Here is a 20981-nt window from a genome sequence, read left to right on the forward strand (position 1 = left end):
CCTGCGACATCTCACAGCCCTGCGACGCATGGACGGGGCAACGGGGTGCGATGGCTGCGGCCCGCCGTCTCCCCGTGGCACTGCCGGCGAACTGTCAGCAGGCGGCGCGGACGGCACCCGCCTCGCGGATCCCTTGTGGCGACGGCGAAGCCGGAGCGAAGGTGCGAGGCGGGTGCCGGACGCGCCGCAGGCAACCACCAGCGAACCCAGGACCAGAGTCAGCGGGAAGCGAGCACCTGCTCCAGCGCCTCGCGCAGCTGCACGGCCTTCTCCGCCCGCACGTCGACGGGGACGGGATGGCGCAGCTGGCGGTAGAGCATGTCGTCGCTGTACCGCGGGAAGACGTGCAGGTGGTAGTGCCAGACGTGCTGGTTGCCGGCGGGCTCGTTGTGCTGGCGGACGGAGGTTCCCTCGGGGTTCCAGGCGAGCTTCATCGCCAGGGCGACGTCGCGCTGCATGGCCCCGATCCGGGCCAGCAGGTGGTCGTCGAGGTCGTAGAGCGCCTCGCGGTGGGCCACCGGAGTGATCATCGCATGGCCCTCGTGCGGGCCGAAGCCGTCGCAGGCCATGAAGACCAGCAGCTCGTCGTCCTGGTGGACCAGGTCGCTCAGCTCGCAGCGGTTGTCGCCGGTCTCGACGTCGCCGCGGGCCAGGCCGCAGAAGGGGCAGGCGTAGTCGGGCGGCCGGTGGGAGGCGTGCAGCGTGGACGGATCGACCACGCTCACTCCTCCTCAAAGGAGAAGTCCAGCAGGTCCAGGATGAACTCGCCGACGGTGGCGTCCTCGTCGTGCCAGGCGCCGGTGGAGTTCGCGCGCCGACGGACCAGCGGATCGGGCACGTCGAGCGCCTCGACGGGCACTCCCCAGGCGAACTGCTCGTCCTCGTCCTCCAGGAAGAGCAGATGGCCGTCCTCGACGATGAACTCGTCGGGGTCGAAGAAGAAGCAATGGGCCTCCATGAGCTCCTCGCAGCGGCCCACCGCCCGGTAGAACTCCTCGAGCGCCAGCGGCAGGGAGGTGCCGGCGGGCAGATCCGCGGCGGCGAGCTGATCGGCCAGCTCCTCGGCGGTGTAGCCCTCCTGCGGGGTCCACCGATCGTCGAGGTGCTTGGCCACCAGGCCCTTGTACTTCTCCAGGAGCATCTCCGCCATGGCGCCAGTCTAGTCGGCGGAGCCCTGACGGCGCGCGGCACCGTCGGCGCCCGGCGTCTGCGATGCTCGTCTCGGGGCCGCGGAAGGAGCGATCCGCCGTGAGATCCGTCATGTCGGCGCCCGCGGGGAACAGGGTTCCGGGCGGCGGGCGTTGTGCAATACGGCATACTGTTCTGAGGTAATCGAGCAGGCGACGGCGGCGCGACCCCCGCGACGACGCCGCCCGCGGTCGAGCGCGTCGTCGTGCCGTCGGCCGCGCATGGAAAGGACGTCCCCGAAGTGACAGACCAGACTCCCCAGCGCCCCGTCCGCGTCGCCGTCGTCGGGGCCGGTCCGGCCGGCGTGTACGCGTCGGACATCCTGGCCAAGTCGCAGAAGAAGAGCGACATTCCGGTCAGCATCGACCTCTTCGACCGGTATCCGGCGCCGTTCGGGCTGATCCGTTACGGCGTCGCCCCCGACCATCCGCGCATCAAGGGGATCGTCAAGGCGCTGCACAAGGTCATGGACCGCGGCGACATCCGGCTGCTGGGCAACGTGGAGATCGGCGTCGACCTCATGCTGGAGGACCTGCGCCGGCACTACGACGCCGTGGTCTTCGCCACCGGCGCGATCCGCGACGCCTCGCTGGACATCCCGGGCATCGAGCTGGAGGGGTCCTTCGGCGCGGCCGACTTCGTCTCCTGGTACGACGGCCACCCGGACTACCCGCGCGACTGGCCGCTGGAGGCCGAGCAGATCGCGGTCATCGGCAACGGCAACGTCTCGCTGGACGTCGCCCGCATGCTGGCCAAGCAACCCGAAGACCTGCTGACCACCGAGGTCCCGGAGAACGTCCACCGGCGGCTCGAGGAGTCCCCGGCCCGCGACGTGCACATCTTCGGCCGCCGCGGCCCCGCGCAGGTGAAGTTCACCCCGCTGGAGCTGCGTGAGCTCTCGCACGCGCCGGGCGTGGACATCGTCCTCGACGAGGAGGACTTCGAGTTCGACGAGGCCTCCGACGAGGCGATCAAGTCGAACAATCAGGTCAAGACCATGGTCAACACGCTGACCAACTGGCTGGTCGAGCAGGAGGAGCGCACTGAGGAGGCCGAGCGGAAGCTGCATCTGCACTTCCTGCACCAGCCGGTCGAGGTCCTCGAGGGCACCGATGAGCAGGGGCAGGGCACCGGCCGCGTGGACGGCATCCGCTTCGAGCGCATGGAGCTCGACGGCTCCGGCGGCGTCCGGAGTACCGGACAGTTCCTCGACTACCCGGTCCAGGCGGTCTACCGCGCCGTCGGCTACTACGGCACCCAGGTGCCGGGCATCCCGTTCGACGCCCGGCGCGGGGTGATCATCAACGAGGCCGGCCGCGTGCTCGACGAGGACGGGGAACACCTGCCGGGCACCTACGCCACCGGCTGGATCAAGCGCGGTCCGGTCGGACTCATCGGCCACACCAAGGGCGACGCGCTGGAGACCATCGGCTGCCTGCTGGAGGACGTCCACCAGCTGCCCGCCGCCGAGGAGCCCGACGAGGCGGCGGTGCTCGAGCTGCTCGACTCCCGCGGGGTGGAGTACACGACCTGGGACGGTTGGCTGACGCTCGACGCGCACGAGGTCTCCCTCGGCGAGCAGGCGACGGCGCAGGGTCCGGTGGAGCGCGAGCGGGTCAAGGTCGTGCCCCGCGAGGAGATGGTCCGCATCTCGCGCCAGAGCTGAGGCGGTCGCCGCCCCCTCCCACGACGAGACGAGCCCGCCCGGACCCTGAGGTCCGGGCGGGCTCGTCTCGTCGTGGGGCGGGGTCTCAGCCCTGCGGCGGGCCGGAGGTCATCTGCTCCAGGCGCGAGATGCGTTCGTCCATCGGCGGGTGCGTGGAGAAGAGCTGCTTGGCCTTCGGGCCGAACGGATTGGCGATCATCATATGCGCATGGGCATCGTGCTTGGGGTCCTCGCGCAGCGGCTCGGCGTTGATGCCGCCGTGCAGCTTGCGCAGCGCCGAGGCCAGGGCCAGGGGGTCGCCGCTGAGCTCGGCGCCGTCGGCGTCGGCGTCGTACTCCCGGGTGCGGCTGATCGCCATCTGGATGAGGCTGGCTGCGATCGGCATCAGGATCACCGCGGCGATCGCCCCGATCAGCGCCAGCGGATTGCCGCCCTGGTTGTTGCCGCCGCGGCCGAAGCCGCCGCCGAAGAGCATGAAGAACTGGCTGATCGTGGTCAGGAAGCCGGCGACGGCGGCCGCGACTGAGGAGATCAGGATGTCGCGGTTGTAGACGTGCATCAGCTCGTGTCCGGTGACCCCGCGCAGCTCCCGGGGGCTGAGCAGGTTCAGGATGCCCTCGGTGAAGCAGACGACGCCGTTCTCCGGATTGCGCCCGGTGGCGAAGGCGTTGGGCGTCGGCTGCGGGGCGATGAAGATCCGCGGGGCCGGCTGCTGGGCGCGTTCGGCGAGCTCCTCGACCATCTCGTACAGCGCCGGCGCCTGCTCGCGGCTGACCGGATAGGCCTTCATCGCCCGCAGGGCGAGCTTGTCGGAGTTCCAGTAGGAGTACGCCACCGAGCCGACGCCGATGAGGCCGAAGATGAACAGGAAGCTGGGGCTGCTGGTGAAGTAGGCGAGCAGCGCTCCGATGAGCAGCAGCAGGGCGAAGAGGAAGGCCAGCAGGCCTGCCGTGCGGAGCCGTCCGTGGTGCTGATGCATGCGCTCTCCTGTCCGATGACGTGCGGGGAGGGGCGCCGTCGTCGGGATCACCCCGTCGTCGTCCATGCTATCCGTCCGGGGCGCTCGTCCGCTCTCGGCGCGGGCCTCGACGGGAACATCCGTCAGCACCATGCTCAAGGACGACACTGGTTGATCATGCGGCGAGCAGGGCGCGTGTGAGTGATTCCACAGCGGCTGTCATGCGTGGGTGGAGGGCAGTTCACTCGGAGTTCACCTCCGCGTGTGACGCTCATGGGGCAAGGGATGCGCAGTGTTGTCCGTCGTGTCACCCACATCACCGAGTGTTCACCGGTGGATGAGCGGGCGGCGGAAGCTGCGTCCGGCAGAGGCCCGGAGGGTCTCGGCTCACGCTGAGGAGAATCGATGTCCGCACCGGCCGCCGCGGCACCGGAGAAGGTCACCACCGGAGCTCACGAAGCTCCTGTCGCCCGTCCCATCACCCCCTTCGAGCGCCTCGGCCTCTCCGGCCGGGCGCTCAGCATCGCCAACTGGCTCGGCGTCGTCGCCGCGGTCTACGTGCTGATCACCGCGGTCCACGTGATCGGCGACGGCTTCGGCATCGCCACCGGCGGGCACGCCGAGACGCTCTTCGACTTCGCCACCAATCCGCTGGTCGCCCTGATGGTCGGCGTCGCCGCCACAGTCCTGACGCAGTCCTCCTCGACGACGACCTCGGTCACCGTCGGGCTGGTCGCTGGCGGGCTGCCGCTGTCCATCGCGATCCCGGTCATCCTCGGCGCGAACCTGGGCACCACGCTGACCAACACGCTGGTCAGCCTCGGCATGGTCCGGGATCAGGCAGCTTTCCGCCGCGGCTTCGCCGCCGCGACGGTCCACGACTTCTTCAACCTCCTCGCGGTGGCGATCTTCCTGCCGCTGGAGATGGCCTTCGGACTGCTGGAGCAGCTCGCCACTGCGCTGGCTGACCCGCTCTCCGGCACCGACGGCGGGCCGCTGGCGGCCATCTTCGGCGGCCTCGGCTCCGTCATCAAGGGGGCGACCACGCCGCTGGCCGAGGGCATCACCGCCTCGTTGGGCTGGCTGCCCCCGCTCTGGCAGGGCCTGGTGATGATCGGCGTCGCCGTCGCGCTCATCCTGCTGGTCATCAACCTCATCGGCCGACTGCTGAAGGTGCTGATGGTCGGCAAGGCCCGCGCCGTGCTCCACGCGGCGATGGGCCGCGGGCCGCTGGCCGGCATCGGCTCCGGCGCGCTGATGACTGTCATGGTCCAGTCCTCGTCGACGTCGACGGCCCTGATGGTTCCGCTGGCCGGCTCCGGGACGCTGAGCCTGCGCCAGATCTACCCCTTCACCCTCGGGGCGAACATCGGCACGACGGTCACCGCGCTGATCTCGGCCTTCGCCTTCGACGGGCCGGAGGCGAGGGTGGCGCTGATCGCCGCGCTGGCCCACCTGCTGTTCAACGTGCTGGCCACTGCGCTGATCTTCGGCATCCCGGGGTTGCGCGATCTGCCGCTGCGCGCGGCGAGCCGCCTGGCCGACGTCGCCGCGGAGAAGAAGCTCTACGCCGCCGGCTGGGTGGTGGGCATCTTCCTGGTGCTGCCGCTGGGTCTGATCGCGGTGACGGCGATCGTCTGACCGGCACGACGTCGGCGAGGCGCCGGCACGGGGCCGACACGACAGCGGCGCCCCCGCTCCACTGCGGAGCGGGGGCGCCGCTGTCGTGTCGCCGCCCGGAGGTCGGCCCGGTCGCAGACTCGGCCGCGGGTCAGCGCATGTTGATGAACTGCAGGGCGGCGTCGTCGAAGTCCTTCAGCAGGGTGATGACATCCTGCAGGTCGTCGCGGGACTTGGAGGTCACGCGCAGCTCGTCGCCCTGGATGGTGGCCTTGACCGATTTCGGGCCCTCGTCGCGGATGATCTTGGTGATCTTCTTCGCGGTGGGCTGGTCGATGCCCTCCTTGATGGCGCCCTCGATCCGGTACTCCTTGCCGGAGGCGTAGGGCTCGCCGGCGTCGAAGGACTTCAGCGAGATGCCGCGCTTGATCAGCTTGGAGTCGAAGACGTCCTTGGCCGCCTTCGCCCGCTCCTCGGCCTCGGCGCGGATGAGGATCTTCTCGCCGGAGTAGTCGATCCCCGCGCCGGTCCCGCGGAAGTCGTAGCGCTGCGAGATCTCCTTCTGCGCCTGGTGGAGCGCGTTGGAGACCTCCTGCTTGTCCACCTGGGAGACGATGTCGAAGCTGGATTCCTTGGCCATGAGCGTCCTCCTGCTCGAGACGGTGTCGTGAGTCGTCGTCGAGTCTATCGGCCGCCGTCATATCGGCCCGGGGTCCACCGGGCCGCCCTACAATGCTCAGTGAAGACATGAACATTTCGTTGGCCGGCGCGGCTCCGCGGCGTCCGACGACGGCCATGTCAACCACGCAGCGTGCATGCGAAGCCTCGCGCCCCGCCTCGGGGCACCGCTGCGGACCTGCTCTGCACCGGCCAGGCGCCCCGAGCCCGCGACGGGCCGCGGGCGGCGCCGCGCCGGCGGGTCCGCACCGGGGAGTCCGCGGCTCGCCGGAGCGGGCCCTCCGACCGACCCAGGAAGGAGAGGCCGCATGCCTCACGCCAGCACCCACACCAGCACTCCCGTCGGCACTCTGCAGGACCCGGCGCGACAGATCCTCGTCTCCCACGCCGGCTCGCTGCCGCGCACCGAGGAGCTGATCGCCGCCAACGCCGCCCGCGAGTTCGCCGCAGACGGACTGACGCTGCAGCGCACCCCGGAGTTCGACCGCCAGCTCTCCGCGGCGGTCGTCGACCTCGTCGTCCGGCAGAAGGCCGCCGGGGTGACCGTTCCCGGCGACGGCGAGTACGGCAAGGCGATGTCCTCGGCAGTGGACTACGGGGCCTGGTGGTCCTACATCTTCCAGCGCGTCTCCGGCCTGGAGGTCACCGGAGAGGACATCTTCAGCCAGCCGCATGTGGAGTCAGCCCCCGGCGACGTGCGGCTGACCAGCTTCCCGAACCGTCGCGACTGGACGGCCTTCCACGACGCCTACAGCGATCCGGAGGGCGGCATCGGCACCGGCTCGCATGCGACGCCGTTCCCGGCCACCACCGGCCCGCTGGCCTACACCGGCCACGAGGCGATCGCCTCCGACGTCGCGAACCTGCGCCGCGCCCTCGACGCGACCGGTCTGGAGACCGGCTTCATGACCTCGCTCTCGCCGGGCTCGGCCGCCCGCATCGCCGACCGCCACTACAGCGACGAGAAGGAGCATCTCTTCGCCTGGGCCGAGGTCATGCGCGAGGAGTACCGGGCCATCACCGACGCCGGGCTCATCGTGCAGATCGACGACCCCTCCATCGCGGAGAACTGGGACCAGATCTCGCCGGAGCCCAGCGTGGAGGACTACAGGGCCTTCACCCAGCTGCGCATCGACGCGCTGAACCACGCCCTCCGCGGACTGCCGCAGGAGCAGATCCGCTTCCACCTGTGCTGGGGCTCCTGGCACGGTCCGCACACCACCGACATCGAGTTCCGGCACATCGTCGACCTCATGCTGCAGATCGATGCGACGTACTACTCCTTCGAGGCGGCCAACGTCCGCCACGAGCACGAGTACACCGTCTGGGACGACGTCGAGCTGCCGGCGGGCAAGGTGATCGTGCCGGGCGTCGTCTCGCATGCGACGAACGTGGTCGAGCATCCGGAGCTCGTCGCCCAGCGGATCGAGCGCTTCGCCGAGCGGGTGGGCCGGGAGAACGTCATCGCCTCGACGGACTGCGGCCTGGGCGGGCGCCTCCACCCGCAGATCGCCGAGGCCAAGCTGCGCAGCCTCGCCGAGGGCGCGGAGATCGCCACGCGGCGGCTCTTCGGCTGAGCACGGCCCGGCGGGCGGCCGGGCCCCGGCGCCGGCTCAGACGAAGGTGGCGTCCTCCAGCGAGCCGTGGGTCGCTCCGGCGACGGTGGCGGCCAGCTCGTCGAGCCGCGCCGGGTCCTCGGGCAGCTGCGCCGTCGACAGCCGCAGCAGCCCGGTCGGCCGCGGGGCGACCACGCAGGAGCTTCCGACGTCGACGACGATCCCGCGGGCCCCGAGCGCCAGGGCCGCGGACTGCTCGTCGTCGACCTCGACCCAGACCGCCCAGCTTCCCGGCCCGGAGCGGGCGGTCAGCCCGGCGGCGGCGAAGCGCTCCACGGCGAGCTCGCGACGGGCGGCGTAGTGCTTCCGCGCCGAGACGAGCCGGTGTGCGACCACCGGGTCGCGCAGCTGGTGGGCCAGCGCATGCTGCAGGATGCGGCTGGTGGATGCCACTCCGCCCGAGCGGCGCGCGATGCACCGGCGGATCAGCTGCGCGTCGCCGGCGAGCACGGAGCTGCGCAGGTCCATGCCGAAGGCGCGCTCGAAGCCGATCACCCGCAGCGTCCGGTGCGGGAAGAGGGCCTCCAGCGACGGCACGGCCTCGCCGTCCTCGGCCAGCGGGCCCAGCGGGTCGTCCTCGATGATCGTGACCTCGCCGGCAGCGGCCAGCAGCGGCTCCAGCGCCATGGCACGCTCGGCGGTGAGTCGGTGGCGGTCGGAGAACGCCCCGGAGGGGGAGAGGACGACGGCGACCGCGCCCTGCTCCAGCGCCGCGGACAGCGCCTCCGGCCGCGGACCCTGCTCGTCGACGGCGACGCCGACCGGGGCGAGGCCCAGGCCGCGCAGCACGCCGAGATAGCCCGGCGAGGCCGGTTCCTCGACGGCAATCACGGGCTCGGCGCCCGCGGCGGTGCGCAGCCCGACGCCGGCCTCGGCGGCGTGCTCGGCGCTGGCGGCCCCGGCGGCGACGTCGACGGCGGCCCGGGTGGCCAGCCACAGGGCCTCGGTGCCGGAGCTGACCGCGGCATAGCTCCGCGGCTGGTCGGGCAGACGCTCCGCCAGCTGCTCGGCCAGCTGCTCGACGACGTGCTCGCGGCTCCAGGCGTGGATGCCCGGCTGGTGGACCGCCTGGGCCAGCGCATCCTCCAGCGGCGGGACGAGCCGCGGATCCGGGCTGTGGCGCAGCAGGTCCACGGCGTGCCATCCGGGGAAGTTCTCCGCCGTCGGGCCATGGCCCTCGATGACGCGCGTGCCGCCGCGCCGGCGGGTCTCGACGAGCCCGCCCTCGCGCAGCAGCGCCCAGGCCTGGGCGATGGTGCCGACGCTGACGCCGACCTCGGTGGCGACGTCGCGGACCGTCGGCAGGCGCGTGCCGGCCTCCAGCGTGCCGTCGACGATGAGCTCGCGCACCTGTTCGGCGATCCCCGCCGGGCTGTGCTCGGTCAGCGAACGGGCGAGGGAGGCGGCGTCGACGTCGGCCACGGGAGCTCCTGGAGATGGCGGGGGCGCGGAGGGCTGCGCGTCCAGCCTACTGCGCGCTGCTGCGCGGGCGCAGGCGCGACCGAGCCCGGTGCTGAGCCCGGTGCCTGACCGGGTGCCGAGCCCGCCCGCGGCGGAGCTCGGGCGGGTGAGCAGACGCACACCCGGCGCCGATTGGCAGGAGTCCCGGATCGTCGGCTAAAGTGGTGGGGTGCTCGGCCGGGCAGGCCCGATCGAGGACAGCAGGGCAGATTACCCGAGCGGCCAAAGGGGGCTGACTGTAAATCAGCTGGCATTGCCTTCGTGGGTTCGAATCCCTCATCTGCCACCCCTGAGACGAAGGGCCCGGACCGGATGGTCCGGGCCCTTCGTCGTGCATGCGGCGGCCTCGTCGCCGGGCCTCCTCGCGAGCTTCTCGCAGGGCCCGTCGCGGGCTTCATCCAGCCGGTCCCCACCCTGATTCCAGGGAGCTTTCGCCGGTCGCTTAAGCGCCCACAGCGCCGTCGTGGTCGCGTAAGGTGGCCGCCATGGCTACCACCGAACTGACCACGGCAGGCTTCCAGCAGTCGCTGGAGGACAACGAGATCCTGCTGATCGATTTCTGGGCCGACTGGTGCGGTCCGTGCAAGCAGTTCGCCCCCGTCTACGAGGAAGTCTCCGAGCAGCACCCGGACGTGACCTTCGGCAAGGTCGACACCGAGGCCGAGCAGGAGCTCGCGGCGGCGGCGAACATCACCTCCATCCCGACGTTGATGGCGTTCCGCGAGAAGGTCCTGGTGTTCTCCCAGGCCGGCGCGCTGAACGCCGAGCAGCTCAACGAGGTCATCACGGCGGTCAAGGGCCTGGACATGGAGGAGGTCCATCGCCAGATCGCCGAGGACGAGGCCGAGGCCGCGCAGAACTCCGAGGAGTCTGACGAGGAGTCCGGCGAGGCTGCGGAGGGCTCCGAGGGCTCCGGCGAGGACTCCGTCCGGAGCTGAGCCTCCCCGCCCCGACGCATCGAGCGGGGGATCCATGGCTGCTGTCGGCGCCGATCCGGCGCACAGCCGCAGTGGATCCCCCGCTCGACGTGTGTGGGGCGGAGGTCAGCGGCGGCGGTGATCCTCCGGGGCGAGCATCGGCCCGCGCCGCTGGTGCTGGAAGCCGCTGAGTCCGATCAGCCGCACCACGCGCTGCCGGTGCCCGCGCCAGGGCTCGAGCAGCGCGAGCATCCCGGCGTCGTCGGCGCGTCGCCCGCTCAGCGCCTCGCCGACGCGATGGGCCAGGTGATAGTCGCCGACGGCGACCAGGTCCGCCGCGCCGTGACTGCGCTGCAGCGTCTCCGCCGCCGTCCACGCGCCGATCCCGCGGATCGCCGTCAGCCGATCGGCCAGCTCGGCGGCCGCGTCGACGTCGGCGGGCCCGACGGCGCCCAGTCGCCGCAGCGCGCTCGCCCGCTCGGCCACCCGCTGGACCGTCGCCGCCAGCGGCGGCTGCACCCCCAACCGGTGCCAAGTCCAGGAGGGGATGCCGCGCAGCTGCGTCGGCGTTGGAGGCAGCAGCATCCCCCGGGGCGCCGGGCCCGGCGGGTGCTCGCCGACGGCGCGCAGCAGCTCGCGCCAGGAGCGACGGGCTTCATCATGGGTGACCTTCTGCTCCAGCACCACGGTGACCAGCTGCTCGACCATCCGGCCGGTCGCCGGAAGCCGAACGCCCGGATGCCGACGACGCACCCGCGCAAGCGCCGCCGACTGCTCGTCGCCGCGGGCGTCGAGCAGCCTCTCGCACGCGGTCCAGTCGTCGGCGGCGCCCAGCAGCGTCGCCGCCTCCGCGACGGCCGTCCCGGCGGCCGCGCCGTCGTCGTCCGGCGCGGCGGTCCAGGCCCGGACCCGCACGTGAGAGGCGTCGAGCTGGTCGAGGCGCAGCAGGACCGGGACCGGCTCCTCGTCGGCGGGGGCCGGGGCGCCGTCCGGCCGCCGGAGATCCTGTCGGAACGCCAGCCAGGCGCCGGCTCCGGGGGTGCCGGACGGCCCGCCAACGGCGCCGCCGCCGAGCGGCCCGCCGTCGATCTGCAGCGCCGGATCGGCCCGGCCGCGCTGCAGCACGCCCAGGGTCCGGGGCAGGTCGAGGACGCCGCCGACGTCGACGATGCGCTCGGCCCGGGGAACGTGAGCGGGGGAGTGGTCCACCCGTCCATCCCACCACAGCCGGCGCGGTCCGACGGGTGCCGCAGGGGATCCTCGTCGCACGGCTGCTCTGTTTCTCCGTGAGTCCGCCGCGGGCGATCAGCCCGCGGCCCCGGAAGGCCCCGACGGTAGCCTGGGAGCATGAAATATGCCCAGTCCGTAGTCGACCTGATCGGCGGCACCCCGCTGGTGAAGCTGAACCGGGTGACGGAAGGAATCTCCGCGACCGTCCTGGTCAAGCTGGAGTATCTGAACCCCGGCGCCTCCATCAAGGACCGCATCGCGTTGAAGATGATCGAGGAGGCCGAGGCCGACGGCCGGCTGCGGCCCGGCGGCGTCGTCGTCGAGCCGACCTCCGGAAACACCGGCGTGGGCCTGGCGCTGGTCGCCCAGCAGAAGGGCTACCGCAGCGTCTTCGTCACCGTGCCGAAGGTAGCCCAGGAGAAGCGCGACGTGCTGCGCGCCTACGGCGCCGACGTCGTCGTCGGCCCCAGCGGCGTCTCCGCGGAGTCCGAGCTGTCCTACTACGGAATCTCCGACCAGCTCGCCGCCGAGATCGCCGGCGGCTTCAAGCCCGACCAGTTCTCCAACCCGGCCGCGCCGCACTCCCACTACGAGACCACCGGCCCGGAGATCTGGGAGGACACCGACGGGACGGTCACCCACCTGGTCGTCGGCGCCGGCACCGGCGGGACCGTCACCGGCACCGGCCGCTACCTCAAGGAGGTCTCCGCCGACCGCGCGTCCGGACCTGTGCGGGTGGTCGTCGCCGACCCTGACGGTTCGGTCTACTCCGGCGGCGAGGGGCGCCCGTACTTCGTCGAGGGCGTCGGCGAGGACATCTGGGTGAAGAACTACGACCCGTCGGTGCCCGACGAGGAGCACGCGATCACCGACGCTGAATCCTTCGCCATGGCCCGCCGGCTGGCCACTGAGGAGGGGCTTCTGGTTGGCGGATCCTCCGGCACCGCCGTCGCCGCGGCGTTGAAGGTCGCCGAGGGCCTGGGCGAGGACGACGTCGTCGTCGCCGTGCTGCCCGACTCCGGCCGCGGCTACCTGGGCAAGATCTTCAACGACCAGTGGATGATCGACCACGGCTTCGGCGAGGTCGTCTCCACCTCCACCGGCTCCGAGCTGGCGGTGACCAGCGCGGAGGAGATCTCCGAGGCCGTGCGCGACGGCCGCCTCGGCGGCGTCGCCGATCCGGCCCCGGGCACCGGGGCGCGCGATCCGCGCACGACGACGGCGGCCGACCTGCTGACCGCCAAGCGCGACGCCGTCTCCGAGGCGCTGCCCGAGGTCATCGCCATCCCTCGCTCGACGACGCTGCGCGAGGCGATCTCGGTGATGACCCGCTACGGCGTCGACATCGTGCCGGTCATCGACGAGCCGGGCCGCGTCGCGCGCATCGGCGAGGTCTACGGGACCGTCGACGTCGAGCGGCTCTCCGACGCGCTGATCCTCGGCCAGGTCGACCCGCGGGCCCCGGTGTCCGAGCATCTCTCCGACGAGCTGCCGCTGGTCGGCATCACCGAGACGGTGCCGCAGATCCTCGAGAAGCTGCGCACCGCCCCCACGCTGTTGGTGGCCCAGGACGGCGACATCGTCGGCGTGCTGACCCGAAATGATCTGCTGGTCCGGATGACCGGACTCGACGAGGAGGCCTGAGCATGACCCATCACCACGCCGAGAGCCCGCTGGGCTTCTCCACCGCCGCCGTCCACGTCGGCCAGGACTTCGACCCCACCACCGGGGCCGTGGTCCCGCCGATCCACCTCTCCTCGACCTATGCCCAGGACGGCATCGGCGGGCTGCGCGGCGGCTACGAGTACGGCCGGGCGGCGAACCCGACCCGCAGCTCGCTGCAGACCCAGCTCGCCGCCGCCGAGGGCGGAGGCCACGCCTTCTCCTTCGCCTCCGGGCTGGCGGCCGAGGACGCGCTGATCCGCGCGGTGATGCGCCCCGGCCAGCGGATCGTGATGGGCGACGACGCCTACGGCGGCAGCTACCGGCTCATCGACCGCGTCCACGGGAACTGGGGCATCGCGAACACCCCGCTGGATCTGGCCGACGCCGACGCCGTCGCCGCGGCCCTGGACGCCGAGGACGCCACCGTGCTGTGGGTCGAGACTCCGTCGAACCCGCTGATGGCGATCACCGACATCGCCGCGCTGGCCGAGATCGCGCACAGACGCTCGGCGCTGCTCGTGGTCGACAACACCTTCGCCACGCCCTATCTGCAGCAGCCGCTGAGCCTCGGCGCCGACGCGGTGGTCCACTCGACGACCAAGTACATCGGCGGGCACTCCGACGTCGTCGGCGGCGCGGTGGTGCTGGGATCCGACGCCGCCGCCGACGACCTCGCCGAGCAGGTCGGCTTCCAGCAGTTCGCCGTCGGCGCGGTCTCCGGGCCGCTGGACGCCTATCTCACCACGCGCGGGCTGAAGACTCTCGGGGTGCGGATGGACCGGCACTGCAGCAACGCCCAGGCGATCGCCGAGCACCTGGTCGACCACCCCGCCGTCGAGCGGGTGCTCTACCCGGGGCTTCCGGACCACCCCGGCCACGACCTGGCGAAGACCCAGATGCGCGGCTTCGGCGGCATGGTCTCAGTGCAGCTGCGCGGCGGCGAGCCGGCGGCGCGCAAGGTCGCCGAGGGCACCCGGCTGTTCCAGCTGGCCGAATCGCTGGGCGGCATCGAGTCGCTGATGAACCACCCGCACCACATGACCCACGCTTCGGTGCAGGGCACCGAGCTGGCGGTGCCGGAGAACCTGCTGCGTCTCTCAGTGGGCATCGAGGACGTCGCCGACCTCATCGAGGACCTCGACGCGGCGCTCGCCGGCCTCTGAGCGCCGTCGGCCGGGGATGACTCCGTGGCTCGTGTGGGAATGAGCGACCATTCCCACAGTTTCCACGGCGTCATCGCCTCCGAGGGGGCGCCTAGACTGGCGCCATGAGTGACGCCTCGCCCATCTGTCTGCTCGCCGCCGCCGACCGGCTCGGCCTGACCGGCACAGTGGAGGCCGTCTGCGTGGTCGACCAGCTCGTCCGCGACGCCGCCGGGACGGTCGGGGTCACCGCCATCGACAAGCGGCCCACCGAGGAACCGGTCATGGTCCGGACCTTCGGGCTGCACGGCGACGTCCAGGCCGACCGCAGGAACCACGGGGGCGAGGAGAAGGCGGTCTACGCCTATGCCGACGACGCCGCCGCCTGGTGGGCCGATCAGCTCGGCCGGGACCTCCCGGCCGGGGCCTTCGGCGAGAACCTGCGGCTCGCCGGCCTCGACGTCGACGGCGCCTACCCGGGGGAGCGATGGCGGATCGGCGAGCAGCTCGTCCTCGAGGCCACCCGCCCGCGGATCCCCTGCGCGACCTTCGGCCGCTGGATGGACGAGCCCGGCTGGGTGAAGCGGTTCCTGCAGGCCGGCCGCCCCGGCACCTACTTCCGCGTGGTCACCCCCGGCGAGATCCGCGCCGGCGACCCGGTGGAGGTCATCTCCGTCGCCGAGGCCCCGGAGGCCACCATCCGCGAGATCGCGACGGCGAAGGGCCCGGCGACCGCGCGGCCGGGGGACTGAGCCGCCTCAGCTCAGCTCCGCTCGATGGATCGCCAGGGCGATCTTCACCCGATTGTCGGCCTCCAGCTTCTGCATGATCCGCCCGATGTGCGTCGTGACCGTCGGCAGGCTGACGACCTGCGCCTCGGCGATCTGCTGATTCGTCATCCCCTCGGCGACGGCTCGGGCGATCTCCAGCTCCCGCTCGGTCAGTGCGGCGAGGCGGCCGCGAGCTTCCTCGCTCCGGGAGCCCTCGCGCGGGGCGGTGGCCCGCGAGATCACCTGCCGGGCGACTGACGGAGAGAGCACCGGGGCGCCCTCGGCGGCCTGCCGCACGGAGCGGACGAGCTCGGCCGGCGGAGTGTCCTTCAGCAGGAATCCGGCGACGCCGCGCTCCAGGGCCCGCAGCACGGTCTCGTCGGCGTCGAAGGTGGTCAGCACCAGCACAGTACGGTCGGGGTCGTCGGCCAGCAGCTGCTCGGCGCAGGCGAAGCCGTCCATGCCCGGCATGCGCAGGTCGAGCAGCACGACATCGGGGTCGAGCGCGGCGGCGAGCTCGACGGCCCGGTGCCCGTCGGCGGCCTCGCCGGCGATGTGCAGCCCCTCGGCGCCGTCGAGCAGCAGGTGCAGACCGGCACGGATGAGCTCCTCGTCGTCGACGACCAGCACACTCAGCTCGGCCATGGCACCCACGCCCTCACGAGGAACTCGTCCTCTCCGGCCTCGGTGACGAGCTGCCCGCCCGCCAGCTCGGAGCGCTCGCGGGCGCCGACATGCCTGAGTCCTCCGCCGGCGCCGACCGGAGCTTCCTCCGGCGCTCTGCGGATCCGCGGGTTGGCGACGGTCAGCGCCAGCCGGTCGCCGGGGCCGCCGTCAAGGGTGACCTCCACGGCGGCTCCCGGGGCATGGCGCAGCGCATTGGTCAGCGCCTCCTGCACGATGCGGTGGACGTGGCGGCTCGACGCGGGCGGCAGCTCGGCCAGCGGCGCCGGGGTCCGCACAGTGGTGGGGGAGCCGGCGTCGTCGGCGTCCTGGGCGAGGCGCCGGATGCGCGCCTCCAGATCGAGCCCCGGGTCGTGATCCTCCGGGAGATGTCCGGACGCGTCGTCGCGCAGCACCTGCAGCGTGCGGCGGACCTCGCCCATCGCCTGGTGGGCGCTGGAGCGGATCACTCCGGCCTCATGCCGTACCTGCTCGGCGGCGAGCCCCTCGCGGTACTCCAGCGCCCCGGCATGGAGGGCGATGAGCGAGAGCCGGTGGCCGACTTCGTCGTGGATCTCCCGCGAGATCCGGATGCGTTCCTCCGTGCGGGCCTGCTCGGCGGCGAGGCGACAGTGGCGGCGAGCAGGAGCGCCACCAGCCGCAGGCTGCGGCGCGTGCTCAGCGAAGCGACGGCGAGCAGCCACGGGGCCACGTCGAAGACGGAGAAGCCCGCCGTCGCACAGAGGAGCAGGGCGATGGTCACCGGGGCCCGGTCCCGCAGGCCGACCAGGACCATCGAGGTGAGGCCGAGGAGGACGTCGAGCAGGAGCAGCAGCGGCGAGATGCCGGGGTCGATCGTGATGACGTCCACCCAGACGACGACGCCGGAGGCCAGGCCGATCAGCGCCGTCAGGGGCAGCTGCCAGAGGTGGCGTCGGCGTCGTCCACGAGCTGTCACGGCGTCCGGCCTATCCACCGGCCCGGCGCCCCGCGTCGACCGGAAGGATGACGCTGATCTGGTCCTCTCGACGGCGGGCCGGCTGCTCAGCGGCCGATGTGGGCGCCGGCGGGCCGGCGAAGGATGGAACCAGGCCTTCTTCGACGACCACTGATGTCACGACCCCGCCGCACTCCATGCCGTGCCCCGACGAGGCGTCGGCGCCGCCGGCCCACCACCGACTGGCCCGCAGCTGGCCGCAGTACCGCTGGTGGAAGCCGCTGCTGGGCCTGGTGCTCAGTGCGGTGATCTATGCCGTCGGCGGCTTAGTCCTCATGATCGCCGTACTGCTGTCGCCGCTGATCCGGGACTCCGACGCGGAGTTTCCTGCGACGCTGGACGTCTACGATCCCTGGGGATTCACGCTGATCTTCGGAACCATCGCGCTGATGCTCCCGGCGCTGCTGCTGGGCTTCCGGCTGGCGGGATGTCGGCCGGTCGGGCTGCTGTCCTCAGTGGCCGGGCGGCTGCGCTGGACGATGATGGCGCGCTGCCTGGTGCCGGCCGTCGTCGTCACCGCCGGGATGGCGGCCGTCTCCGCCTGGGCGCAGCTCGGCGAGGGGGCGGCAGATGGGGCTGCAGGTCCCGTGGCCGATGCTGCTGCTGGCCTTCGTGCTCGGCCATGACTACGACCTGCCCGGGCAGCTGGCGATCGCCGTGTTCGCGCTCGGGACAGCCTGGATCACCTGGCGCACCGGAGGGCTCGAGGCGGCGATCGCGCTGCATGTGGTCAACAACCTCGCCGCGTCTCTCGTCGGGTTCGGCGGGATCGGCGACCTGGCGGCGACGGAGGTCGGCTGGCCGGTGGCACTGGCCGATGCCGCGGCGGTCGCGGCCTTCGTGCTCTGGGTCGAGCATCGGATCGTGCGGGCGAGGCCCGTCTCTCCCGCATCACGGGCCGGGTCTCTTGACTCTCCCGGTCGGCCGGGCGGACGCTGACGGTGGACCGGGCAGCGGGGTGAGGCATATGTGGACGGTGGACGACCCGACGGCCGAGGCGGCGGAGGAGCGTCTCGTCGGGATCCTCAACGACGGGTGCCTGGGGCTGATGCTGGCCCTCGGCCACCGCACCGGGCTCCTCTCCGTCCTGGCGCAGGCGTCGACGCCGCCGACGGCTGTCGAGCTCGCCGCCTCCGCCGGTCTCCAGGAGCGCTATGTGCGCGAGTGGCTCGGGGCGATGACCGTCGGGCGTCTCGTCGCCCACGACCCGCAGACCGGACGCTATCGGCTGCCGGCGGCGCATGCGGACCTGCTCACCGACGCCGGCGAGGCGAACGTAGCGGCCTTCGCCCAGTACCTGGCTGTCCTCGCCGGCGTCGAGGACGAGCTCGTCGGCTGCTTCCGCACGGGCGGTGGGGTCCCGTACTCCTCTTATCCGCGGTTCCAGGAGGTCATGGAGGCCGACTCCGCACAGACGGTGGTCGCCGCCCTGCTCGACGACGTCCTGCCCATGGTCCCAGGCCTCGCCGGCCGGCTGACCGCCGGCATCGACGTGCTCGACGTCGGGTGCGGCCGGGGGAGGGCGCTGGCAGTGCTGGCCCGGGAGTTCCCGCGCTCGCGGTTCCACGGGCTCGACCTCTCCCAGGAGGCGATCGACCACCTGCGCGCCGAGCATGCCGACCTGCCGTCGCTGGAGGGGCGCGTCGGCGACGCCGCCGTCCTCCCGGCGCCGTGGGGCGCCCAGTCCTTCGACCTGGTGACGACCTTCGACGCGATCCACGACCAGGTCGATCCCCTCGCCGTGGTGCGCGGCATCCGGGAGGTGCTGCGGCCCGACGGCGTCTACCTGGCCCAGGACATCAATACTTCGGGCACTCATGCCGGCGACCTCGACCACCCGCTGGGACCGTTCATCTATACGATCTCCACGATGCACTGCCTGACGGTCTCGCTGGCCCGGGGCGGGACCGGCCTCGGAGCCGCGTGGGGGCGGCCGGCCGCGGAGGCGCTGCTCGCCGAGAGCGGCTTCAGCTCGGTGTCCACGCACCTGCTGCCGCATGACGCGCAGAACGCCTGGTACGTGGCCTGGCCGTGACCTTCGTCTCTCGACTCGGCATTCGGCGTCGCGATGCCGTAGACTCATAGGGCATTCTCCGGAAGGCCCCGTCTTCTCCTGCTTGCTCCAGGCGAGCGTCGAAGCATTCGACGCCTGTGATGCCTGTCGAGGTTCATGTGTGTTTCACGGGTCGACTCCGGAGCCGACCAGCGGTCGCAGAGTCCCCGTCATCCCAGCTCTCATCAGAGCATGTGCACCCTGCCCTGCCCTTGACGCATGTCGAGCAGAGGTGGTCGACGCATGTGTGCAGAAGAGCTGTGCTGTCGAGGACCGGCCGTGCCGATCCGAGAAGGAGCACCGCCCATGAGCACCCCCACCATCACCCCGGACGCCGACGAGCGTCAGGAGACCGTCGAGCAGCCCGCCACGGCTGCGACGGAGGAGCAGACCCCGCAGGCTGAGCCGACTGCTGAGCAGACGACTGAGCAGGCGACCGACCAGACTGCTGAGCAGACGGAGGAGCCCGTGCAGTCCGAGACCGCTGAGACGTCCGCGGCGCCCGAGGCCGCCGAGCCCGCCTTCCGCACCCTCGGCCTGGACCATCGTGTGATGGCCGTCGTCGACCGGATGGGTTTCACGACCCCCACGGCGATCCAGGCCCGGACCGTCCCGCTGATGAACCAGGGCCGCGACGTCATCGGTCTGGCCCAGACCGGCACCGGCAAGACGGCGGCCTTCGCGCTGCCGACGCTGAGCAGCCTGGCCGCCGAGCACGACGCCGGCCAGCTGACCCGGACCCCCAAGGCGCTGGTGCTCGCCCCGACGCGTGAGCTGGCGCTGCAGGTGGCCGACGCGTTCTCCACCTACGCGGCCGACGTCGACGGCGTCACCGTGCTGCCGATCTACGGCGGCGCCCCCTACGGCCCGCAGCTGGACGGTCTGCGCCGTGGTGCGCAGGTCGTCGTCGGCACCCCGGGGCGCGTCATCGACCACATGCAGCGCGGCTCGCTGGATCTCTCGGGCATCGAGCACCTCGTCCTCGACGAGGCCGACGAGATGCTGCGCATGGGCTTCGCCGAGGAGGTCGACCAGATCCTGGCGAAGACTCCGTCCGCGAAGCAGGTCGCGCTGTTCTCGGCCACCATGCCGAAGGCCATCCGCCGGATCTCCGCCGACTACCTGAACGACCCGGTGGAGGTCTCGGTCAAGGAGGCGACGTCGACGTCGTCGACGATCAGCCAGCGCTACGTCCAGGTCAAGCATCACGCCAAGGGTGACGCCCTGGTGCGGATCATGGAGACCGAGACGCAGGACGGAGCGATCGTGTTCGTCCGCACTCGTGCGGCCACCGAGGAGGTCGCCGAGAAGCTGACCGCCCGCGGCTTCCGCGCCGCCGCCATCAACGGCGACGTCCCGCAGAAGCTGCGCGAGAAGACGGTGGAGAATCTGCGCGCCGGCCGGGTCGACGTGCTGGTGGCCACCGACGTCGCCGCCCGCGGGCTCGACGTCGAGCGGATCAGCCACGTCTACAACTACGACATCCCCATGGACACCGAGTCCTATGTGCACCGGATCGGCCGCACCGGCCGCGCCGGGCGCTCCGGGGAGGCTGTGCTGTTCGTGACCCCGCGCGAGCGGCGGATGCTGCGCTCGATCGAGAAGGCCACGCGCCAGAAGGTCGAGCAGATGGCGATGCCGACCATCGCCGACGTCAACGCCGCCCGGTCGCGGCGCTTCGCCGAGCGGATCACCGCCGCCCGGCAGGACGGCCAGATCGACCAGTACCGCGAGGTCGTCAGCTCCTACATCGCCGATAACGATGTTTCCGGGGAGGATGTCGCCGCCGCGCTGGTGGCGATGCTCCACGAGGGGCGTCCGCTGTTCGACCGGGACTCCGGCCACGACGACCTGGTCCGCGAAGCGTCCCGCGAGGCCTCGGAGAAGCCCGAGCGCGGCGGTCGTGACCGTGGCCCGAAGGGGCCGGCCCGCGAGGCCGGCCCCGGCAAGGCGATGTACCGCATCGCTGTGGGCCGCCGGAACGGGGTGAACCCCGGTCACATCGTCGGGGCCATCGCCAACGAGGCCGACCTGCCGGCCAAGGACATCGGCGGCATCGACATCCGCAACACCCACGCGCTGGTCGAGCTGCCCGAGCAGCTGTCCTCCGCGCAGTGGGATGCGCTGGCGAAGACGCGGATCGGCGGCGAGCTGATCGAGCTGAAGAAGGACGCCGGCGGCGCGTCCGGCGGCCGCGGGGGCGGCGCACCGCGCGGCGGCGGGCGTCGTGACGCCAAGTCCGGCGGCTTCGGCTCCACGAAGCGCAAGCCGCGCTCGAGCTGAGCCTGCACGACGACGGCGCGGTCCCGGCCACACGGTCGGGGCCGCGCCGTCGTCGTGTCGGCAGTCTCAGGCCG

The 20981-nt window shown here is 72.0% G+C and carries 19 protein-coding genes and 1 tRNA gene; 12 read left to right on the top strand and 8 right to left on the bottom strand.

All coding sequences use genetic code 11. The features are described from left to right. Positions 1-218: 218 nt before the first annotated feature. A complete protein-coding gene (locus tag GCL72_RS00660) occupies positions 219-725 on the bottom strand; it encodes an HIT family protein (protein WP_211364926.1) in 507 nt (168 codons plus the stop codon). Continuing rightward, positions 722-1150: a hypothetical protein gene (locus tag GCL72_RS00665; protein WP_153142778.1), complete on the bottom strand. Its 429-nt coding sequence runs from the start codon at positions 1148-1150 to the stop codon at positions 722-724. The genes GCL72_RS00660 and GCL72_RS00665 overlap by 4 nt, the downstream gene beginning before the upstream one ends. Positions 1151-1429: 279 nt before the next feature. On the opposite strand from GCL72_RS00665, the gene GCL72_RS00670 reads away from it, so the two are divergent. Beyond that, positions 1430-2854, top strand: a complete 1425-nt coding sequence (locus GCL72_RS00670; RefSeq protein WP_153142779.1) for an FAD-dependent oxidoreductase — start codon at positions 1430-1432, stop codon at positions 2852-2854. Positions 2855-2939: 85 nt separating this feature from the next. On the opposite strand, the gene GCL72_RS00675 is transcribed toward GCL72_RS00670, so the two are convergent. Next, a complete protein-coding gene (locus tag GCL72_RS00675) occupies positions 2940-3833 on the bottom strand; it encodes a M48 family metalloprotease (RefSeq protein WP_153142780.1) in 894 nt (297 codons plus the stop codon). Between the two features lie 384 nt (positions 3834-4217). Here GCL72_RS00675 and GCL72_RS00680 point away from each other — a divergent pair, with 384 nt between their 5' ends. Further along, positions 4218-5453 carry a Na/Pi symporter gene (locus tag GCL72_RS00680; RefSeq protein WP_153142781.1) on the top strand — a complete coding sequence of 412 codons (1236 nt, stop codon included), beginning with the start codon at positions 4218-4220 and terminating at the stop codon, positions 5451-5453. 130 nt (positions 5454-5583) lie between these two features. Here the strand turns inward: GCL72_RS00680 and GCL72_RS00685 are convergent, their stop codons facing one another. Then, entirely contained in the window at positions 5584-6072 is a 489-nt protein-coding gene (locus GCL72_RS00685) for a YajQ family cyclic di-GMP-binding protein (RefSeq protein ID WP_153142783.1), read from the bottom strand. 346 nt (positions 6073-6418) lie between these two features. Between GCL72_RS00685 and GCL72_RS00690 the strand changes: the two genes are divergently transcribed. Continuing rightward, a complete protein-coding gene (locus tag GCL72_RS00690; protein WP_153142784.1) occupies positions 6419-7687 on the top strand; it encodes a cobalamin-independent methionine synthase II family protein in 1269 nt (422 codons plus the stop codon). 36 nt (positions 7688-7723) lie between these two features. Here the strand turns inward: GCL72_RS00690 and GCL72_RS00695 are convergent, their stop codons facing one another. After that, entirely contained in the window at positions 7724-9148 is a 1425-nt protein-coding gene (locus tag GCL72_RS00695; protein WP_153142785.1) for an aminotransferase class I/II-fold pyridoxal phosphate-dependent enzyme, read from the bottom strand. A 243-nt stretch (positions 9149-9391) separates the two neighbouring features. Between GCL72_RS00695 and GCL72_RS00700 the strand changes: the two genes are divergently transcribed. Then, a tRNA-Tyr gene (locus GCL72_RS00700) sits at positions 9392-9473 on the top strand. Between the two features lie 199 nt (positions 9474-9672). Continuing rightward, complete coding sequence (gene trxA / locus GCL72_RS00705) at positions 9673-10125, top strand: thioredoxin (protein WP_153142786.1); 453 nt, start codon at positions 9673-9675, stop codon at positions 10123-10125. A 105-nt stretch (positions 10126-10230) separates the two neighbouring features. Here trxA and GCL72_RS00710 read toward each other — a convergent pair whose 3' ends face one another. Then, positions 10231-11313: a DNA-3-methyladenine glycosylase family protein gene (locus GCL72_RS00710; RefSeq protein ID WP_153142787.1), complete on the bottom strand. Its 1083-nt coding sequence runs from the start codon at positions 11311-11313 to the stop codon at positions 10231-10233. A gap of 138 nt (positions 11314-11451) precedes the next feature. Here GCL72_RS00710 and GCL72_RS00715 point away from each other — a divergent pair, with 138 nt between their 5' ends. From GCL72_RS00715 to GCL72_RS00725, 3 genes are all read left to right on the top strand, one after another. Next, complete coding sequence (locus GCL72_RS00715) at positions 11452-12978, top strand: pyridoxal-phosphate dependent enzyme (RefSeq protein ID WP_153142788.1); 1527 nt, start codon at positions 11452-11454, stop codon at positions 12976-12978. 2 nt (positions 12979-12980) lie between these two features. Then, complete coding sequence (locus GCL72_RS00720) at positions 12981-14162, top strand: cystathionine gamma-synthase (RefSeq protein WP_153142790.1); 1182 nt, start codon at positions 12981-12983, stop codon at positions 14160-14162. A 104-nt stretch (positions 14163-14266) separates the two neighbouring features. Further along, positions 14267-14893: an MOSC domain-containing protein gene (locus tag GCL72_RS00725; RefSeq protein ID WP_153142791.1), complete on the top strand. Its 627-nt coding sequence runs from the start codon at positions 14267-14269 to the stop codon at positions 14891-14893. A 6-nt stretch (positions 14894-14899) separates the two neighbouring features. Here the strand turns inward: GCL72_RS00725 and GCL72_RS00730 are convergent, their stop codons facing one another. Further along, positions 14900-15556, bottom strand: coding sequence for a response regulator (locus tag GCL72_RS00730; RefSeq protein WP_153142792.1), 657 nt, complete (start codon positions 15554-15556; stop codon positions 14900-14902). Beyond that, a complete protein-coding gene (locus tag GCL72_RS00735; RefSeq protein WP_170289516.1) occupies positions 15544-16278 on the bottom strand; it encodes a sensor histidine kinase in 735 nt (244 codons plus the stop codon). The genes GCL72_RS00730 and GCL72_RS00735 overlap by 13 nt, the downstream gene beginning before the upstream one ends. A 430-nt stretch (positions 16279-16708) precedes the next feature. Here GCL72_RS00735 and GCL72_RS00740 point away from each other — a divergent pair, with 430 nt between their 5' ends. The 4 genes from GCL72_RS00740 to GCL72_RS00755 all read left to right on the top strand — a co-directional run bounded on the left by GCL72_RS00740 (position 16709) and on the right by GCL72_RS00755 (position 20907). After that, on the top strand, positions 16709-17197 hold the full coding sequence (locus GCL72_RS00740) for a hypothetical protein (RefSeq protein WP_153142794.1): 489 nt from the start codon (positions 16709-16711) through the stop codon (positions 17195-17197). Further along, positions 17142-17510, top strand: coding sequence for a CPBP family intramembrane glutamic endopeptidase (locus GCL72_RS00745; RefSeq protein ID WP_153142795.1), 369 nt, complete (start codon positions 17142-17144; stop codon positions 17508-17510). Before GCL72_RS00740 ends, GCL72_RS00745 begins: the two co-directional genes overlap by 56 nt. A gap of 37 nt (positions 17511-17547) precedes the next feature. Next, complete coding sequence (locus GCL72_RS00750) at positions 17548-18606, top strand: class I SAM-dependent methyltransferase (RefSeq protein WP_211364928.1); 1059 nt, start codon at positions 17548-17550, stop codon at positions 18604-18606. Between the two features lie 324 nt (positions 18607-18930). Further along, a complete protein-coding gene (locus GCL72_RS00755; protein ID WP_153142797.1) occupies positions 18931-20907 on the top strand; it encodes a DEAD/DEAH box helicase in 1977 nt (658 codons plus the stop codon). Positions 20908-20981 lie beyond the last annotated feature (74 nt).

This window comes from Nesterenkonia halophila (genome assembly GCF_009467795.1).
GTDB classification, from domain to species: domain Bacteria; phylum Actinomycetota; class Actinomycetes; order Actinomycetales; family Micrococcaceae; genus Nesterenkonia; species Nesterenkonia halobia.

Excerpts from the sequence above, each read along its gene's own strand:
- GCL72_RS00665 (WP_153142778.1), bottom strand. The coding sequence starts at position 1,150 with ATGGCGGAGATGCTCCTGGAGAAGTACAAGGGCCTGGTGGCCAAGCAC.
- GCL72_RS00675 (WP_153142780.1), bottom strand. The coding sequence starts at position 3,833 with ATGCATCAGCACCACGGACGGCTCCGCACGGCAGGCCTGCTGGCCTTC.
- GCL72_RS00680 (WP_153142781.1), top strand. The coding sequence starts at position 4,218 with ATGTCCGCACCGGCCGCCGCGGCACCGGAGAAGGTCACCACCGGAGCT.
- GCL72_RS00685 (WP_153142783.1), bottom strand. The coding sequence starts at position 6,072 with ATGGCCAAGGAATCCAGCTTCGACATCGTCTCCCAGGTGGACAAGCAG.
- GCL72_RS00690 (WP_153142784.1), top strand. The coding sequence starts at position 6,419 with ATGCCTCACGCCAGCACCCACACCAGCACTCCCGTCGGCACTCTGCAG.
- trxA (WP_153142786.1), top strand. The coding sequence starts at position 9,673 with ATGGCTACCACCGAACTGACCACGGCAGGCTTCCAGCAGTCGCTGGAG.
- GCL72_RS00715 (WP_153142788.1), top strand. The coding sequence starts at position 11,452 with ATGAAATATGCCCAGTCCGTAGTCGACCTGATCGGCGGCACCCCGCTG.
- GCL72_RS00720 (WP_153142790.1), top strand. The coding sequence starts at position 12,981 with ATGACCCATCACCACGCCGAGAGCCCGCTGGGCTTCTCCACCGCCGCC.
- GCL72_RS00725 (WP_153142791.1), top strand. The coding sequence starts at position 14,267 with ATGAGTGACGCCTCGCCCATCTGTCTGCTCGCCGCCGCCGACCGGCTC.
- GCL72_RS00730 (WP_153142792.1), bottom strand. The coding sequence starts at position 15,556 with ATGGCCGAGCTGAGTGTGCTGGTCGTCGACGACGAGGAGCTCATCCGT.
- GCL72_RS00740 (WP_153142794.1), top strand. The coding sequence starts at position 16,709 with ATGCCGTGCCCCGACGAGGCGTCGGCGCCGCCGGCCCACCACCGACTG.
- GCL72_RS00745 (WP_153142795.1), top strand. The coding sequence starts at position 17,142 with ATGGGGCTGCAGGTCCCGTGGCCGATGCTGCTGCTGGCCTTCGTGCTC.
- GCL72_RS00755 (WP_153142797.1), top strand. The coding sequence starts at position 18,931 with ATGAGCACCCCCACCATCACCCCGGACGCCGACGAGCGTCAGGAGACC.